The organism is Streptomyces sp. NPDC050388, assembly GCF_040655635.1.
Taxonomy (GTDB): Bacteria; Actinomycetota; Actinomycetes; order Streptomycetales; family Streptomycetaceae; genus Streptomyces.
Map to the genome: position 1 here is coordinate 12,482 of NZ_JBFAKH010000057.1, position 16,579 is coordinate 29,060.

Sequence of the window (16,579 nt, forward strand, 5' to 3'; positions counted from 1 at the left end):
ATCGGGCCCCCGCGATCTTCGACACCGCAGGACCCGTCCATCAGCGTGCCGCACTAGCCCTTCTCGTCGGCAGCCACTTCATGCTGAATGTAGACACCGCGATAGTCGAAGTGGCCCTGCCCTCTATCGAACGCGACATGTCGGTCAGTCTGAATGCGTTGTCCTGGGTCGCCAACGGGTACGCCCTGGCTTTTGGGGGGTTCCTGCTGCTCGGCGGACGGCTCGGGGACCTCCTCGGGCGGCGGCGGGTGTTCACCACCGGGCTGCTCCTGTTCGCCGCCGCTTCGCTGCTCGGCAGCCTCGCGACGTCCTCAGCAGTCCTGATCGCCGCACGGGCCGGGCAGGGCCTCGCCGCGGCGGTCATCTCCCCCACCGCCCTGTCCCTGCTCATGAGCGTCTTCCCCGACGACACCCCGGCCCGGGCGGCCCGCCGCGGCAAGGCGCTGGCCATCCTCGGAGCGTTCGCGGCGACCGGCGGGAGCGCTGGCTACTTCCTCGGGGGCGCCCTGTGCGACGTCCTCGGCTGGCCCGCCGTGTTCGTCATCAACGTGCCGCTGGCCGCGGCTGCGGCGCTGTGCACGCTGCGGCTGTTCCCGCCGGCTCCCCGCCGCACCAGGCGCCGGGGGTTCGGCGCGACGGGAGCAGTACTGGTGAGCGCTGGCATGACACTGCTCGTCTACGTGCTGGTCGACGCGAACACCGCAGGATGGACGCGTCCGCGCACCCTCGTGCTCGCCGCACTGTCCGCCGCCTTGCTCGCCGCCTTCCTGGCCGTGCAGCGGATCAGCGCAAAGCCGCTCGTGCCGCTGCGATTGTTCACAAGGCCCTCGTTCCGCGGGGCGACCGCCGTCGCCCTGCTCAGCAACGCGGCCATCGGACCGGTCATCTTCTTCCTTAGTCTGTACATCCAGCAGATCCTCGGCTTCTCGCCGTGGGCCGCCGGGCTCGCACTCGTACCGCTCATCGCGGCGGTCACCCTGTCGTCGTCACTGGCGGGCATATGTCTGCGCCAGTACAGCCAGCGGGCCGTCATGGCGACCGGGCTCGCAATGTTCGCGGTCGGCCTGCTGTGGCTGGGGCAGCTCGACGGAGGCGCCTACGCGGCCCAGTTGCTGCTGCCGGAGTGCATGATCGGCTTCGGCGGCGGCCTGGTCTTCGTGACCTTCACGGTCGCCGGTACGAGCGGGCAGGCCGAGCAGGACTCGGGCGCCGCCTCCGCCGTACTGACCACTGCCCAGAAGATTGGCGCCAGCGTAGGGCTCGCAGTCCTCACGGGCATCGCTGGCCGGTCCACGGCATCGGGACCAGACCCGCACGACACCGCCGCGGTCCTCCGGGTCGACTACGGCTCCGCCATCACCTGGGCCGCCGCGCCGGTCCTGCTGGCTCTCGCCGCCACCTGGGCCTGGATATCCGGCCACCGCCCGCGCGCCGTCCAGCCCCCGATGCCGCCGGCCACCGCGACCAGGGAACCGGAACTCCATGAATGACAGGCGGCGTACGGACAGCGGAGGTTGTGACATGAGGTTCTACGTTCTCGGTCCACTGCGGATGAGCGCGGGCGCCACGCAGGCCGCCCCGCAGGGCGTCCGCAACCGCGCCTTCCTCGGGGAACTACTCGTCCACTCACGGTCCGTGGTGTCAGCCGAGCACATCACCGAGCGGACCTGGCCTGACCGGTCGCCCCTCCACACAGCCAACGCAGTGCAGGTGCGGGTGTCCCGGCTGCGGTCGATCTTCCGCCAACTGGCTGGAAACGAGGAGGCGTCAGAGGCGCTATTGACCCACCCCGCCGGGTACCGGATGGAGCCGGCCTGGCTGGACTCCGCACACTTCGAAGGCCTGGTGGAACGCGCGCACCGGGTGCTGGCCCAAGGGAAGCTGACCGATGCGGCCGAGGCACTCGAGTCCGCGCTCGGCATGTGGCAGGGCGACGCATACGCGGACGTCCCGTCGAGCGAGTGCGTCGCACTGGAGGCATCGAGGCTCGGAGAGGTACGCCTCGACGCCCTGGAGCTGCACGCCGACGTACTGCTGCGCCTGAGACGCGCACCGGAGGCGGCCAGCCGCCTCCGTGTCCTCACGGAACGGCATCCCTTGCGCGAGCGCCTGCACGGCCTCCTGATCACCGCACTGCACCACAGCGGTCGGCCTGCCGAGGCACTGGCCACGTACGCGCGCCTCAGGCGCACGCTCATCGAGGAGCTCGGCACCGAGCCCAGTCCCGAGCTCCAGGAGCTCCACCAGAAGGTGCTCTCCGGGCAGGGCGATCCGGCCGCACCCAGCCGGTCTGGACCCGGCATGCTCCACCACGGCGGTTCCCGTGCCGTCATCCCTCCTCGGCAGCTCCCACCGGACATCGGTGACTTCACCGGGCGGGACACGGAGGCCGCCGACGTCATCGCGGCACTTCGGAACGCCCGCGGTTCACTCCCCATCGCGGCGATCGTGGGACGGGGCGGGACCGGTAAGACAGCTCTGGCCGTGCGCACCTCCCACCGCCTCCGCCAATGGTTCCCGGACGGTCAGCTCTACGCGAACCTGCGCGGTCCCCAGGCGGGGCCGGCGCGGCCGGAGGACGTCCTGGCCCGCTTCCTCGTTGATCTCGGCGTGGACCGCAACTGCGTGCCGGACGCCCTCGAGTCGCGGGCGGGCCTCTACCGCAGCGTCCTCGCCGACCTCCGAGTCCTCGTGGTGCTGGACGGCGCGGCCGACGAGGACCAAGTGCGTCCGCTGCTGCCCGGCAGCGCCACCTGCGGTGTGCTGATCACCAGTCGGGGGCGGCTTCCGGCGCTGCCCGGCGTGTCACGAGTGGAACTCAGCGCGTTGGAGCCGGCCACAGCCCGGGAGCTACTGGCCCGGGTGGTCGGCCAGCACCGAGTCACCTCCTCCCCCTGGTCCGTGGAGGAGATCGGCCTGCTGTGCGACCGGCTGCCGCTGGCCCTGCGGGCGGCTGGCGCTCGGCTGCTGGCCGACCCCCGCCTCAGCCCGGCCGAGCTGGCCGCAGCCCTGGCGGACGATCGGCGGCGCATCGACGAGCTGGGGCACGGCGCGGCAGACGTCCGGGCCTCACTGGCGGCCGACTGGGGCCGGCTCACCCCTTTCGAGCGCCGGTTACTGCGCCGCCTCAGCGCCTTCCACCGGGCGAGCTTCTCCGTCGCCGAAGCTGCGAGTCTGGTGCAGGGAGCCACCGTCGACGAAACGCGCGATTCGCTGCGCCGGCTCGCCGAAGCCTCACTGGTCGTCTACGGCCCCCTCGAGGGCGACAGCCGCTTCCCGTTCCGGCTGGGAAACCTCGCCCAGGCCTACGCACGGGAGATTTCCTGCCCCGCCGACGACCAGGCGGGGCTCAGGGCGGGTCGCAGGCCAGAGCAGCCTCGTACAGCTCGCTCATGATGCCGGTCTTCGTCGCCTGGTCGACGGCCAGGGCGCCGAAGGCGGCAGCTATGACGACGCCGGTGGCCGGATCGGCCCCGGCGAACACCTGCCCCACTTTGCCAGAGGATCCGAACGAGGAGTCCGACCACATATCGCCGAAGCCGTAGTGGCGCGCGAGACCGCTGAGGAACCCCCTGCCCATCGCGCAGGTGTAGCCCCAGGTCCGATCCCGCATCGGCGCACGCGGCGGCGACACCATGGCGTTTAGGGTGACCGGAGCGATGGGGAAGGACCCCGCGCCCTGCAAGCCAGCCAGGGCGGCCTCGTAGAAGCGCGCGAGGTCGCCCATCGTCGCGTAGTAGGCGTAGGACGGGATTTTCGCCCGGGCCCCAATCCTGGTGACCACGTAGGGGAAGGAGCGCACCCCGCCGGGTCGCACCAGGGTCGGCACGGCAAGCCGGTGCCGAACCGCGTCGTAGGTCTCGGGTGCCAGCCCGGCCCAGGTCGAGGAAAGGCCGAGCGGAGCGCACAGATGCCGGGCGAGGGCTGCACGGTAGTCCGCTCCTATCAGCGATTCGACCAGCGCCGCCACCACGTACCAGGCGGTCTCCTGGTGGTACCCCTGGTCCTCCCCGGGTGTCCAGCCCGGTTCCAGGGGGAGCCCGAGGACGTGGGCGAGGAAGTCCTCGTAGGAGTCGTGGGCCGGGTGCCCCTTAAAGCTCACGAACCCCGCGGCGTGGCTGAGGACGTCCGACACCGTGACAGCCTCCTTGCCTCCGGCCGCGAACGCCGGCAGGTGGTCGGCGACCGCGTCATCAAAGCGGATCATCCCCTCGTCGACGCACCGGACGAGCACCGCTGCCAGCAGCGGCTTGCCCGCACAGCTCAGGTAAAGGACCGAGTCGGCCGTCATGGCGACTCCGGGCCGAGCCTCGCCCACGCTCGCGTCCAGCAGCCGGGTGCCGTGGCGGGATGCGGATATCTGCGCCCCTGCCATGGGCAACCGGGCGTGGATCCTTGACAGCCGGTCACGAACCCCGTGGAATGCCTCGGGCCACTGGGGGCTCCCGTCATTCATCTGCCGCTCCTGGAACAGGTCCTGACTCCTCTTGATGTGTGCAACGACCTCTGGCTCACTGCGCCGCTTCAGGCGAAGGGCTGCGGAAGGGAGTTGAGCTCCTTCTCGCCGGCGACGGGGTGGCCAAGGAGCGCCGGAAGCCGGTACAGCCTGGGGTGGCCGCGGTATTGGGCATGCCGGCCGAACGTCAACGGCTGCAGGGTGGGGACCACCGCACACGCGACGTGGAGTCCGATGCCGCGCAGCTCCGGAGTGGTGATGTCGGCGGCGTACACCGGGTGGCCAGCCTGCTCGCAGCGGGCTACGAGACTGCGCAGCCGTGCGGCGTCCGAGTCCGAGGCGTCAGGAGGTGCAGCAGCGGGCGCGGCCGGGCGGCCGGCGCGGCCGGTGAGGAGGAAGTCGAACGCGGCGGCGTTCTCCCGTGCACCGTGCCACACCGCCCCCTTCATCAAGGGCTCGCATTCCTCCGGTGCCAGGCGCGCCGCATCCCGGACGGCCATGCGGAGCGTCACCCCCTCCGCCAGGGCGTGCTCCGCTGCTCCCGCGAGATCACTGCCGGCCGCCGCGCTGACCACCCGCCCCGCTAGCCCGTCATGAGGCGCCTCGAAAACGCAGTACACCGTGGGGACGCCGATCTCGGACGTGGCGTCAAACAGGTGCGCGGTGATGAACTTGCGGGCGCACCAGTCCACGAGCCGGGCCCCCTCGAGGGTGAGCGCACCGGGTTCCATGTGCGGCAGGCGCAGGCGCTGCAGCCAGGTGACAGCCACCATGTCCCGCTCGATCACCTCGCATAGGCCGGAAGCGAGCGCCGACTCCCAAGTGACGCCTACCGCGACGCCGGTGCTGACTGCCATCCAGAAGCGCTCCCCGGGCAGCTCGGGGAAACCAAGGCAGGTCATCACCGCCGGCAGGTGCACCGGCTCGCCGGTCTCGACCCGGACTCCCGGCACCCACCGGATCGCCTGCCGCTTATCGGGCAGCGTCAGCCCGCACTTCGGGTTCGCCCGTTCCGCCGCCGAGCAGCGCGGAACCGCGTCCAGGTCGATCGCGGTCGGCAGGGACACCGCGTCACTCACCACGACCCCGGAGCGCGGCGTGTAATTGGCCACCCGCTCCAGTGCCTCGATTGCGCTGATGCGCCAGGCGAGGTCGGGGTCGGTCGACCGTCCGCTGCCCCACACCTCCTCTCTGGCCCGGTGCACGCGGGAGCGCTGTTCCCGGGGCACGAAGGCAGTCGAGGACTGGTAGTGCCACCACGGCGGCACATAGGTGTCCGACATGCGCATCGGCCGGTGGACGACAGCGCCGTAAGGGCCCACCAGGGTGGGGACCAGGTCCAATGCGCTCATGAGAGAAGGCTCCTCAGCCGTGTACGGGGTGCTGGGCATAGCCCAGTGCCAAGGCCAGCAGGGGGCGGGACGTTACCCGGCCCAGTCCCACCGCGGCGTGCAGGGCGACCGGGTCGGGTCCTCGGAAGAGGCACCCCGAGACCCCGCTCCTGACCGCCGTCAACCAGGCGCAATGCAGACCGTATCCGGCGCGGACGAGGGCATTGAAGTACCCGTCGGGGCCCGACCTGCTCAGCTCGGCGGCCAGATCGAACAAGGGGGTGCACACGGCCGGTGCGGCGGCAATGTCCTCCTGGAGCGCGCCCCGCCCCGGCCCCGCGGCGGCCAGGTGCACGAAACTCCCTGATCTGAAGCTGTAGTAGGCGGGAGCCAGGTCCGACACCCTGCGGGCCCGCACCAGCCACACCGGTGGGGTGCCTTGTGGGAAGAGGGAGTCGTCCACTTCGGCGGCGGCTTGGCAGATGTCGGCGAGCACCTCTCGGCGCAGGGGCCTCGACGAGAACTCCCGAACCGACTCCCGTGCTCTGATGACCTCGTCGAGCTGCTGGGGCGTCAGGTCGGACAGCGCCTTTGCCACAGGAAGTTCGAATTTCTCGTTCCCTCCCCGGTCGAGGTCGCGACACACGCCGCGGACCGCCAGCTCCGCGGCGGTCTCGCCCAGCCGCTCCATCCCGGTATCGATTGTGTCGTTCACTGCCACCACCTAGAAGACGAGAATGCCGGTGACCACGTCGGTCCGCGGATCCAGATCGAGCAGGCCCGCGATCTCCGTTGCCGACCAGCTCCCGGGCATCCTGGGCGACAGCCCGAGGGTCCGGGCCACCAGGGCCGTCTGAGCCAGGGCCGCACCCGAGTCCAGCAGTGCGAGACGCACCGCGAAATCCTCGTACTTGGCCGCGAGTCTGTCGACGTCCGCCACCCACACCAGGAGCCACCTCCATCCCGGGGCGACGACCGTCGCCGCGGCCTCGGCTGCCTCCCCAGCGCTGATCCGCCCCGTGGCCATCAGCCGGTCCGCCAACGGGTGGTAGAGCGCGGTGCAACTCCCCAGCCCCGCCAGCTCCTCGGCCGAGACGACGTATGCCAGCTGGGAGTTGAGGTTTCCGGCAGACGGCTTGTTCCACAGCGGAACCCCATCCTTGCGAGTGGTCCGCAGCCCGGCGCTCCTGCGGAGCACGGAGAACATCTCGGTCAGCGGCCATACGGTCGCAGCCGGGGCAGGGACGGCAGGGCTCGTCGGCATGTCCCGGACGGCTCGCTGCAGTTCCCTGGAGTCCGTCTGAACGCGTCCCCTGACCGCCGACGAGGGCGGTGGCAGGGCGATCTCCTGCTCGTAGTCCCAGGCCAGCTGCGCCCGCTCGCCGCCCCCGGCGCCGGCGCCGCAGGACACGCACTCTATCCTCGCGTGCAGCTTGGCCCGCTCCATGGTCAGGCCGGTGCGTCCTGCCGCATCGGACGTCAGCCGGACCAGAGCTCCGGCCGTCTGGTTCGCACCTATACCGGCGACGACATGGACCACCTCCCCGGCGGTCACGCCGGCGAGGAGTGGCACGACGCCCGGTGCGGCCGTGTCCCCCACCAGCGGACCGCTCTCGGCCAACGCCCTTCCCACACACTCCAGGCAGGCGTGCACGGGATGCGCCAGAGGCCCGACCACACCGCCCTCCTCGGTGAGCCCCACTCCGATCCACACCACCCGTCGGGCGGCGCACGCCGCCAGGACCTCCCCCGAGGAGGCGCTGGCGGGAGCCCGGATCTCCACCACGACTCCGGCCGGCGGTCCCAGCCCGTCGCTCCCGGACAGCCGCGCCAACCCCTCCTTCGAGTACGGGGCCACCGCGATGCCCTGGGCTGCCAGTGTCCGCTGCACCAGCTCCGCGAGGGCCCCCTGGCCGGCGATGAGCACCCGCGCCGCACTGAGCCGACGCACGGCCTGCGCGCCCGATCCGGCGCGCGTCGCGTACGCTTCGGAGCGCGAGAAAAAGGCCCTCGCCTCAGGCTGCTCTTCGGGCGCAAGGTCCGGTCCGGCCTCCTCCGCGAGCCCCATCCGGTGCAGGAGTGCAACCGCCTCCACCACATCATCGGGGTGGAGGGCCAGGGCCGCGGCGAGATCGCCCACCGACCGCGTCCCATCCAGGAGTTCGCACAGGTCGGGCAGCATGTCGGTGGCCCCCACCCCGGACAGCGAGACCCGGACAGGCCCGCCCTCCACGACGTAGACGCCGTCCACCACCGTCCGCACCAGGCCTTCGACCAGGGCGTACCGCTGCTCTCGCGCAGGGGGGGAAGTCAACGCAGCACACCTTCCCAACGCGAGCACCCCGGCCGGGGCACGAAGTCGTGGCGCTCGGTCTCACCCGAGAGGACATGGCTGGTGTAGACGCCGCGCACGGGACGGGGCTCCTCGCCCATCAGCACCTGTGCAAGCCCTGCGGCGACCAGTGCGTGGTGCTCCAGGTACCCCCGAGGGCCGACCTCAGGGGACTGATCGTAGGTGTTCCACAGCGCCGTCACGTACTCGGGGCGGCTGTCATTGTCGAGCAATCGACTCTCCAGGCACTCGTGGCAACCGGGCAGGCCGGGAGCGAACACCGGCCCCACCTGGATGGTGGGATGCAGGTACGTCACCGGGACCCAAGTGCCGTCGACACGCCGGTCCAGAGCCCGGGCCGCGGACCGGCTGAATCTCCACGCGGCCAGCACCACCGGTCGGGTCCCCTCACCCCTCGGGCCGACGACATCCGGCAGTTCCGCGGTGGGGGCCTCAAGGAAGCGGGCGACCGCCTCGCCGAAGGCTCCCACCGCCACCACCGTCGCCTCTCGGCCGAAGCCGTGCTGCGCAGGCAACGTGTGGCCTCCTCTCCCTCTCGGATCTCTATCGAAGCGGCTGGAAAAAGCCCGTGAAGGACATGCGCAGGTTCTCCCCTGCGCGCGGGCTCACCTGGTTTATCTTGTGCGGTGTACCGGCTTTGATGACCACGAGTCGATTGGGCGACGCCGAGACGTAGTGCCCGAGATCCGTGTTGACTCCCTGGTACCGCCTGGTCGACGCCCTGCGGTCGCATGTGTCGGCGGCGATCAGCAGTTCCGCCCCCCAGGTCGACTTCCACTCGTCGTGGAGGTACAGGATGTAGGAACCGCTCCTGTCGCGCGCGTCGTCGTGCCAGGAGAGGCCGGAGGCGGCCGGATACATGTAGGGAGTGCAGGTCAGGTAGTCCCAGTCGCTCCCCTTGGCACCGACCCACGGGGACAGGGCGTCCTCGATTCCGAGGAGGGCCTCGATGACGGCGTCGGCCGGCTTCCCGGAGGGATAGCGCAGAAGGCCCTCGGGCACCGTCGGGTGGTCGTGGAACACCATCGGCCCAACCAGCGGGTCGCCCTCGATCAGTAGCTGGAAATTCTTCGGTTTCCAGGTGCTCTTGAGGTAGCTGAAGCCTTCATCTTCCAGGCCCTTCCGCACGGTCGCAATGGATTCCTCGCTGAGGAAGTCGTCGAACACGGCGAAGGTGTCGGTTTCGAAATGGGGCTTCATCGGCGTCTCCCCGGCGCGCGTCCCTCGGTTCACGAGGAGGCGTCGGGGACGAGTCCCGCGCAACCGGCCGCCAGCTCCGGCGTGAGCATCGCACAGAGCCCCTCCTCCACCAGGATCGAGGCGACCTCGCCCACCTCCGCACCGACGAGGCTCTGCACCTGCTCCAAGTGGACCGGCCTGCCGCTCAACAGAAGCCGCAACGAGGGCAGCGCCTCAACGGCGAACAAAAGGCGCTTACCGGCGGCCACCACTTCAACCGTGTCACCGTTGTCCTGGATCTGCGGCCGGAACTGCGAGATGCATACGACGGATTCCAGCGCACCGAAGATCTCCAGAAACGGCACATGCCGAGGAGGCAGGGCCTCCTGCGCGTGCGCCTCCAGGAACTTCGCGGGAGGCTGCTCTTTCATGAGTCGGGCGGCGGCGTCCTCCAGCGCGCCGAAGTCGGCTCCGGTGCGATCGAGGTCGTGCCGGAAGGTTTCGTAGGAGTGGGACCAGTTGGCCAGCCATGTCAGCCAGTTGACGCCGGTGCGGCGTGTTATGCCGAAGGTTGCGTGCAGGCTCGTGCCCGACCCGCTGCCCGTTCGGCTGGCCCGGTGCCAGTGACCGCGCGGGATGTGCATCACGTCGCCCGCCTTGAGCCGCCCCGTCCAGATGACGTCCTCGCTCGGCACGGCATCGGGTTCCGCGTCGCGGTACATCGGCTTGGGGTACGAGGGCCCGCGCACCTCCCACTTCTTCTCCCCGGCGAGTTGGACGACCAGGACGTCGTGCTCGTCCCAGTGCAGGGGGAAGCCTTCGGCGTCGTTCGTCGTCAGGTAGGCGTTCACCTCGACCCGCTCGTGCGACCACCATTGGAGGGCGCGGCAGGCGACCTCCAGGATCGGGTCGAATGCGTTGACCTGGTCGAGGATGAGAGTTGCGCCTTCGCTGAGCAGCGTCTGCACGGCACGCATGTCGACGAGGGAGATGCCCTGGCCCACGGACGAGACGTTCTGGGTGTAGTAGACGCCGGGGTGCACCTCTTCGCCCTTGCCGACGATGCGGCACTGGGGCCGTTCCAAGCTCCTGCGCATGACGATGTCGAGCAGGCGATTGGGGGTCAGAAGGCGGGAAGCGAGCTCGTCGTCCAGATGCCCCCGGGCAAAGCCCGTGCCGACCGCCTCGGCTCCACTCCAGCCGAACGCTTCCTCAATAGCCTGTACCAACCGATGTTCCACCATTGCTCCTGATGAAAGTGCGACGTCCTGACATGGCTGATCATGATGGCGGCACCGCAGAACCTGGCGGTGCCTAGCCCCCTCCGGGACGGGGACGACCCGTGAAGGGCCGGGACCAGCCCCGGAGGGAGCCAACTACGTGAATGACACTTCGAGCAGACGGCCCGAACGAGGCAGTCGCGGCCTAGTAAGGATGACCGGTGTACTCACCGACCGGGCCGCAGTTGCTCATGCAGCCGGAGGCTGCGCCGCCTTTCCGCGTGGGCACCTCCTCAACGGTGAGCAGGAGCCGGCGCTGCCCGGCGCTGCGGTCGTCTGCCATGGCGGCGTCGGTTTCGGCGACGCTACCTTCGATGTTCATCGATGCAACCTTCCCTTCACTGCGAAGAATCGGGACATGCGCGCCATTCCCGCCCGGAAGAGCGACAGGGTGCGGCCCGCAGTGCAAGTGTCTTGGTCAGAGCTTTCGTTCACCTTTCATCGGGACGGCTTCGGCGCCTGCCGCTGCCCGACACAACGGAAGACCATGGGCGGCGGGCAGCACAGAATGGGGCCCGACGGCCGCAGCGGCGAAATGAAATGCCGCGCATACGTCCCCGATTCGACCGTCAGGCGATCAACTGGTCAGGCACAGGCTCCGGAAGAGCCCCGGATCCAGCACCGTGCGCACGGCCTCGTCGAGCGAGCTGTACACCGACCAGCCCGTCTGCGCCAGGCCCGCCTTGCCCTGCGCCGCCGCTGTACAGCACGGCCCGCGTGCCGGCCCGCCGTGCCGGCTTCCCCGTCGTCCGCGGTGTCGCCGATCAGCGCACTGGAGCGTAGGTGATCTGGTCCAGCGGATGTCCGCCGGCACCGGCCTCTTGGATCAACTCACCCATGGTTCGTTGACCATGCACTCCTGCTTCGAGCCGGCTTATCAGCGCCTGTCCGGGGAAGAACGCCGACTGTTCCGCATGCTCGGACTGTGCGGGGCTGGAACGTACTTCGGGTTCGACGGAGCACAACTGCTCAGCCGATCGGAACTGGAGGCTACCGAGGTACTCGAACGGCTCGCAGAGACACGGTTACTGAACCGTTGCGCGCCCCCAAGTGGCGGGCGCGGGTCCCATGTTCGGACTGCAGACCCGCACGGGCGCCTATGCCAAGGAACGGGCGGACTCCGAGTCGTCGGACAGCGAGCGCGCGGCAGCAGCACATCTGCGACGCCGGCAGACGGATCCGTCCGAACGGCTGGTGCATCTCAGGGCCGTCCCCTGACACCGGCACAGGGGAAAAGGGGGGCCGACGGTCCTGCACTCCGTGTGCGAGCGCGACTCGTCGCAACCTCCGCACCCGTGGCCCCACAGCACGGTGGGGCCACGGCGACCGACACTCTCCTATGGGCAAACGGCTGATCGGGCGGGCCGTGGACGGCACGTGGGAGAACGCCCTCGACGCGGGGCCCCAGGGTGGACGCCGCCCGGCTGCGATGCAGGTGCCTACAGACAGCACAAGACCGTCGAGCGGTGCATCGACCTCGGGCAATGGCGCGGCGCGGCCACATGGACCGGCACCACCCGGCCGCCATCGTCATCGGGGTAACGCGCTGTCCAATGAGGTCTCCGGGGAGACCTCCGACAGCGGGAGTGCTTGACGCACCCGGGCATCACACGACGCCTCGATAGATCTCGGCGACCTGGTGTGCCACCCGTTCCCAGGTGAAGTGGGACAGCACTCGGCGTCTGCCGGCCTGGCCCATACGTTCGGCGCTCGCCGCATCCGTGAGGAGCTCGTTCACCCGGACAGCCAGCTCCTTGGCGAATACGGAGTGCTCGTCCACGCCGCCGCCATCTGTCGTCGCGGTCTCCAGCGGCACCAGATAACCGGTCTCACCGTCCACCACTGCCTCCGGTGTGCCCCCGGTCGCCGATGCGACGACCGGAGTTCCGCAACCCATGGCTTCGAGGTTGACGATACCCAGTGGCTCGTACAGCGAGGGGCAGACGAAAACCCGAGCATGACTGAGCAGCTGGATCAAAACTCGTCTCGGAAATGGACCACTGACCCAGTGCACGTCAACCGGGCTGTCTCCCATCGCGGCGACCGCCTCGGCGAACTCCGCACGGTGAGCCGCCGTGTCGGCGGACTGGGCGACCACCACCAACTGAGTACACGGGATGAAGTTCCACGCCGCTTGCAGAAGGTGCAGCAGGCCCTTCTGAGGGCTGATGCGCGCCACACAGGCCACAATGGGGCGATCAACGCTGATTCCCTGTTCCTCCAGAACGTCCGTTCCGGGGTCGGGCGCGTACTGGCTGGCGCCGACGCCGTTGTGGACAACGGTGACACGCCCGGGGTCCACGTCCGAGTAGACCTCCATGATGTCCCGGGCCATGGCATGGGACACCGCGATGACCCTGTCCGCACGGATCAGTGCCTCACGCTCCATGAAGCAGGAAATCTCGTAGCCGCCATCCAATTGTTGAGATTTCCAGGGCCTCAATGGTTCCAGGCTGTGTGTCGTGATCACATGCGGTATGCCGTGCAATTGCTGAGCGAATCGCCCGGCCAGGTTGGTGTACTAGGTGTGACTGTGCACCAGGGACGCGCCCGCAACTGCGTGTGACATCGAGGCATTCACGGCGAGTGCCTGGAGGGAGGGATTGGCCGCCGCAAGAACCTTCGGCACGTCGTGCGCAAGAAGCGATGCGTTTCCCTCAGCCGGCTCGAAGCCGTGAACCCGCAAGTCAACCAGATCCACGCAAGCGGTCGGCCAGTGACCCTACATGAATGCCCGCGCCTCCGTACACGTGGGGCGGATACTCGCGAGTAAGCAAATCCACACGCATCGACGTCTCCCTCTCGCTCATATCGCCTGACGCGGCGCAACGCGTTGACCTTCGTTCAACTCCACTGCGATGTCCTGCCATATCTCGGCATAGCTCAGCAGAAGTTCTGCGACCTGCTCGCGGCAGTGTGCCGGTACGTTGTCGACAATCCGGTCTCTTTGCCGGGTGGCAGCCACACAGGAGTCGAACAGCCGCAGAACGAGTCGGCCGGTTTCACTGAATCGAAGTGAGGGGTCCTTGCACAAGGCATCGAAAATCGGCACGAGGTCAGCGGACGGCCGAGTTCGGCGCCGAGAAACGGTGTCGCCGGTGGCTTTCCTGTCCTGCCGGTCCCGACGCACCGCCTCCTCCCGTAACCTCACGGGAACCGGATCGCACCCCTGTCGCAGACGTTTCCGGACGTCTGCCGCAGTACCGGGAGAGATACCCGCGGCCTTGGCGATTTGCCGCAAGGAAGCCTCGGGGTTTGCCTTGATGAGCTCGCCCGCCAACTCGCGCCCCTGCACTCGGTTCACGGGCCGTACACGACCGTCGATGCCTACGCGGACCCGGGAATCTGCGTCCGCACCCGCTTGGTGGCAGCGCATCTCGGCCACTTTCCTGGCTGACAGCCCGGTCACCGAGGCGATCGCACGGTCCGACCATTCGGAGTGAAAACCGAGAATGCGACCCGCAGCGGCGAGCCGGTCTGCGCTGGATAGCGGCAGGCCATTGTTCGCATTCGCCGCCACGGACAGTACGAAAGCATCTTCCTGTTCGCCGTCGAAGAATCTGACCGCGATGTGAGATTGGCCCCGCAATTGCGCGGCTCTGAGGCGATGCCCTCCGTCGATCACCCGCATCGTCGCTCGATGTACCGTAATGGGCGGGTAGGCGCGCTCACTCTCCGCCAGGATCCTCACGTGCCCGTCGTCTTCTCCCGCTGTACGCGGAGAGTCATCGGCAACGAGAGTCTTGATCGACACTGTCACCACAGGCGATTCCACCACCGACTGCTGGCACTTGGCTATATAGGCCAGCACATTGCATGCAGGATCCCCCGCCAGTCCCGCAAAACTCAACACATCTCCTTCTATCGACTACTGAAGGGCCCAGCTGCGGTGACATCAACACCCTGCGGAGGGCACAGTCATGCACAACTCGGGCAAAAGTAGCTGCAAAATAACGTAGATGCCGACACTAGTTAACATCAACTTCAGACGATCACTTGCATCATTTTCGGCCAGTCGGAGCATCGCAAGATCCAGACACTTGGGTGTGTACTCCCCATGGGTCGACCGGCAGACTCCCTTGCGGCCAGGCATGGAGAGCCCCGAGACCCCCTGCACCACCGCTTAGTCATCCCCTCGCGGGGTTACCGGTCCGGCGAATAGGCTCCGCTCGGTACAGTGGCTTGAACGCGTCGATAGCGCAATGCTGTTCAGACGACTCTTCACCCACTATTTGATCTGTACACCTAGGTCAGGTCGACCAAGAACTGACAGTCACCCAGAAACCTTCAGATCTCTCGGACAGCAGGATGAGTTTCGCCTACCCGGCACCTTCAGACATCAACATAATTGCAGACGCCATCGGGACGAATCCCTGATTTGGCCTCGATTCGTCAGCGGGGTTCGGTCGCTGACCGGTCCGGCGGTTCGCCCGTAATGTCCTCCCCGGTTGGAGGACGGGCCGTCGCGTGACACCGCGGGGTGCGCCGGGTTCCACGGGCCCGGAGGTTGCGGGTCCTTCTCCTTCCTGGTGATCGTCGGGGCGAGGCCGGTTCGTCAAGTGACGGCCGGAAGTTCGGTCAGCCGTTGCCGGCAGGTGGTGAATGCCTCGGCCCAGGGCCCAATGCCCCGCAGTTAAGCGGAATCAGCACTGGTCAACTCGGGGGATTTTTGGGCATATTGAGTGTGGGTGTAGTTGCCGGGCCCGCTGCGTTCGATGATGCCTTGGCGCACCCAGCGACAGAGTTCACTGACCAGACTGCGGTGTCGGGAGGGTGGAAAGTCCAAGGCGTGCAGGATTTCGTGGGCCTTCCATGATCGTCCAGGGTGTGCCTGAAGGAGGGCGATCGTGCGTTCTCTCGCGGTGTGTCCGGCGCGTCCTGGGTGGGCTGGATCGGCCCACGCCGGGGTCAGGATGTAGGCGCCGGGGGCGGTTCGTTCCAGTACTCCGGACAGTGCCCACTGTCAGAGCTGACCTGCGATGACGCTGTGCTTGGGGAGGCCGAGGGAATGAGTGATCTCGCGGGCTGTCCAGGAGCGGGCGGGCATGCTCTGCAGGAGCTGGACGACCTGTTCTTTGCGCCGGGAGCGGGAGGCCGTGAGCCGTTCGTCCTGGACGGGGGTGTAGGTGGGTGCACTCGGGAAGGCGACGTGCCCGTCGTAGATATCGATGGCCAGACGGACAACGTTTTTACGGCGCTGTCACGTTGGTTGACCGGGTGGGATGATCTTCGGGTTGATCATGCTGGGAGGGGTCGTCCGTGGAGAGCACGTCGCCGTCGTACAGGGGGCGCCGGTACCCGGCCGAGGTGATCTCCCACTGCGTGTGGCTGTACCACCGATTCCCGCTCAGCTTCCGTGAGGTCGAGGAGTTCATGCTCCAGCGCGGCGTCATCGTCTCCTACGAGACCATCCGTCGCTGGTGCGCCAAGTTCGGCCAGGCCTACGCGAATGGACTACGCCGTCGCCGGCCCCGGACCGGCGGTAAGTGGCACCTGGACGAGGTCTTCATCAAGATCAACGGTGGGCTGACGTACTTGTGGCGGGCCGTCGACCAGGACGGCAACGTGCTCGACATCCTCGTGCGGAGCCGACGGGACAAGGCCGCCGCCCGGCGCTTCTTCCGCCGCCTGCTGAAGAAGACGCGCGCGGTGCCGCGGGTGGTCGTCACGGACAAGCTCCGCTCCTACGGCGCGGCCCACCGCGGGGTCATGCCCTCGGTGGAACACCGCTCGCACCAGGGCCTGAACAACCGGGTTGAGAACAGCCACCAGCCCACCCGGCAGCGTGAACGCGCGATGAAGGGCTTCCGCAGCGTGGGCGGGGCCCAGCGGTTCCTGTCCGCTTTCAGTGGCATCTCACCTCACTTCCGGCCCCGCCGCCACCTGCTCACCGCTGGCGAACACCGCCTCGAGATGACCGTCCGCTTCGCGATCTGGGAGCAGGTCACCGGCGCTGCCGGCCGGCCCACCACGGCCTGAC

13 protein-coding genes and 1 pseudogene are annotated in these 16,579 nt (G+C 68.3%); 4 read left to right on the forward strand and 10 right to left on the reverse strand.

All coding sequences use genetic code 11. The features are described from left to right. Positions 1-80: 80 nt before the first annotated feature. The gene (locus AB0I73_RS27850) at positions 81-1,490 is read left to right on the forward strand and encodes an MFS transporter (RefSeq protein ID WP_363041791.1); all 1,410 of its coding nucleotides are present in this window, start codon (positions 81-83) and stop codon (positions 1,488-1,490) included. Between the two features lie 31 nt (positions 1,491-1,521). Then, complete coding sequence (locus tag AB0I73_RS27855) at positions 1,522-3,396, forward strand: BTAD domain-containing putative transcriptional regulator (RefSeq protein ID WP_363041793.1); 1,875 nt, start codon at positions 1,522-1,524, stop codon at positions 3,394-3,396. Here AB0I73_RS27855 and AB0I73_RS27860 read toward each other — a convergent pair. The 8 genes from AB0I73_RS27860 to AB0I73_RS27895 form a co-directional block, all read right to left on the reverse strand. Continuing rightward, positions 3,350-4,456: a serine hydrolase domain-containing protein gene (locus tag AB0I73_RS27860; RefSeq protein WP_363041795.1), complete on the reverse strand. Its 1,107-nt coding sequence runs from the start codon at positions 4,454-4,456 to the stop codon at positions 3,350-3,352. The genes AB0I73_RS27855 and AB0I73_RS27860 overlap by 47 nt on opposite strands. 68 nt (positions 4,457-4,524) lie before the next feature. Further along, a complete protein-coding gene (locus AB0I73_RS27865; RefSeq protein ID WP_363041797.1) occupies positions 4,525-5,808 on the reverse strand; it encodes a YcaO-like family protein in 1,284 nt (427 codons plus the stop codon). A gap of 13 nt (positions 5,809-5,821) precedes the next feature. Next, positions 5,822-6,502, reverse strand: coding sequence for a nitroreductase family protein (locus tag AB0I73_RS27870; RefSeq protein ID WP_363041799.1), 681 nt, complete (start codon positions 6,500-6,502; stop codon positions 5,822-5,824). Positions 6,503-6,511: 9 nt separating this feature from the next. Further along, entirely contained in the window at positions 6,512-8,101 is a 1,590-nt protein-coding gene (locus AB0I73_RS27875) for a hypothetical protein (RefSeq protein WP_363041801.1), read from the reverse strand. Beyond that, positions 8,098-8,655, reverse strand: a complete 558-nt coding sequence (locus tag AB0I73_RS27880) for a TOMM precursor leader peptide-binding protein (protein WP_363041803.1) — start codon at positions 8,653-8,655, stop codon at positions 8,098-8,100. Before AB0I73_RS27880 ends, AB0I73_RS27875 begins: the two co-directional genes overlap by 4 nt. 28 nt (positions 8,656-8,683) lie before the next feature. Continuing rightward, entirely contained in the window at positions 8,684-9,340 is a 657-nt protein-coding gene (locus AB0I73_RS27885) for a 2OG-Fe(II) oxygenase (RefSeq protein ID WP_363041805.1), read from the reverse strand. A 29-nt stretch (positions 9,341-9,369) separates the two neighbouring features. Further along, positions 9,370-10,560 (reverse strand): cupin domain-containing protein, encoded by a 1,191-nt coding sequence (locus AB0I73_RS27890; RefSeq protein WP_363041855.1) that lies wholly within the window; start codon positions 10,558-10,560, stop codon positions 9,370-9,372. Positions 10,561-10,744: 184 nt separating this feature from the next. After that, positions 10,745-10,921 (reverse strand): hypothetical protein, encoded by a 177-nt coding sequence (locus tag AB0I73_RS27895; RefSeq protein ID WP_363041807.1) that lies wholly within the window; start codon positions 10,919-10,921, stop codon positions 10,745-10,747. 746 nt (positions 10,922-11,667) lie between these two features. Between AB0I73_RS27895 and AB0I73_RS27900 the strand changes: the two genes are divergently transcribed. Next, the gene (locus tag AB0I73_RS27900) at positions 11,668-11,817 is read left to right on the forward strand and encodes a hypothetical protein (RefSeq protein WP_363041809.1); all 150 of its coding nucleotides are present in this window, start codon (positions 11,668-11,670) and stop codon (positions 11,815-11,817) included. Between the two features lie 388 nt (positions 11,818-12,205). Here the strand turns inward: AB0I73_RS27900 and glgA are convergent. Together glgA and AB0I73_RS27910 are read right to left on the reverse strand one after the other, a co-directional pair. Further along, positions 12,206-13,388 (reverse strand): annotated as a pseudogene (gene glgA, locus AB0I73_RS27905) (glycogen synthase). 17 nt (positions 13,389-13,405) lie between these two features. Further along, the gene (locus AB0I73_RS27910; protein WP_363041811.1) at positions 13,406-14,449 is read right to left on the reverse strand and encodes a ParB N-terminal domain-containing protein; all 1,044 of its coding nucleotides are present in this window, start codon (positions 14,447-14,449) and stop codon (positions 13,406-13,408) included. Between the two features lie 1,409 nt (positions 14,450-15,858). Here AB0I73_RS27910 and AB0I73_RS27915 point away from each other — a divergent pair. Next, positions 15,859-16,578 (forward strand): IS6 family transposase, encoded by a 720-nt coding sequence (locus AB0I73_RS27915; protein WP_363041813.1) that lies wholly within the window; start codon positions 15,859-15,861, stop codon positions 16,576-16,578. Position 16,579: the final 1 nt, after the last annotated feature.

Excerpts from the sequence above, each read along its gene's own strand:
- AB0I73_RS27855 (WP_363041793.1), top strand. The coding sequence starts at position 1,522 with ATGAGGTTCTACGTTCTCGGTCCACTGCGGATGAGCGCGGGCGCCACG.
- AB0I73_RS27850 (WP_363041791.1), top strand. The coding sequence starts at position 81 with ATGCTGAATGTAGACACCGCGATAGTCGAAGTGGCCCTGCCCTCTATC.
- AB0I73_RS27885 (WP_363041805.1), bottom strand. The coding sequence starts at position 9,340 with ATGAAGCCCCATTTCGAAACCGACACCTTCGCCGTGTTCGACGACTTC.
- AB0I73_RS27895 (WP_363041807.1), bottom strand. The coding sequence starts at position 10,921 with ATGAACATCGAAGGTAGCGTCGCCGAAACCGACGCCGCCATGGCAGAC.
- AB0I73_RS27860 (WP_363041795.1), bottom strand. The coding sequence starts at position 4,456 with ATGAATGACGGGAGCCCCCAGTGGCCCGAGGCATTCCACGGGGTTCGT.
- AB0I73_RS27900 (WP_363041809.1), top strand. The coding sequence starts at position 11,668 with ATGTTCGGACTGCAGACCCGCACGGGCGCCTATGCCAAGGAACGGGCG.
- AB0I73_RS27865 (WP_363041797.1), bottom strand. The coding sequence starts at position 5,808 with ATGAGCGCATTGGACCTGGTCCCCACCCTGGTGGGCCCTTACGGCGCT.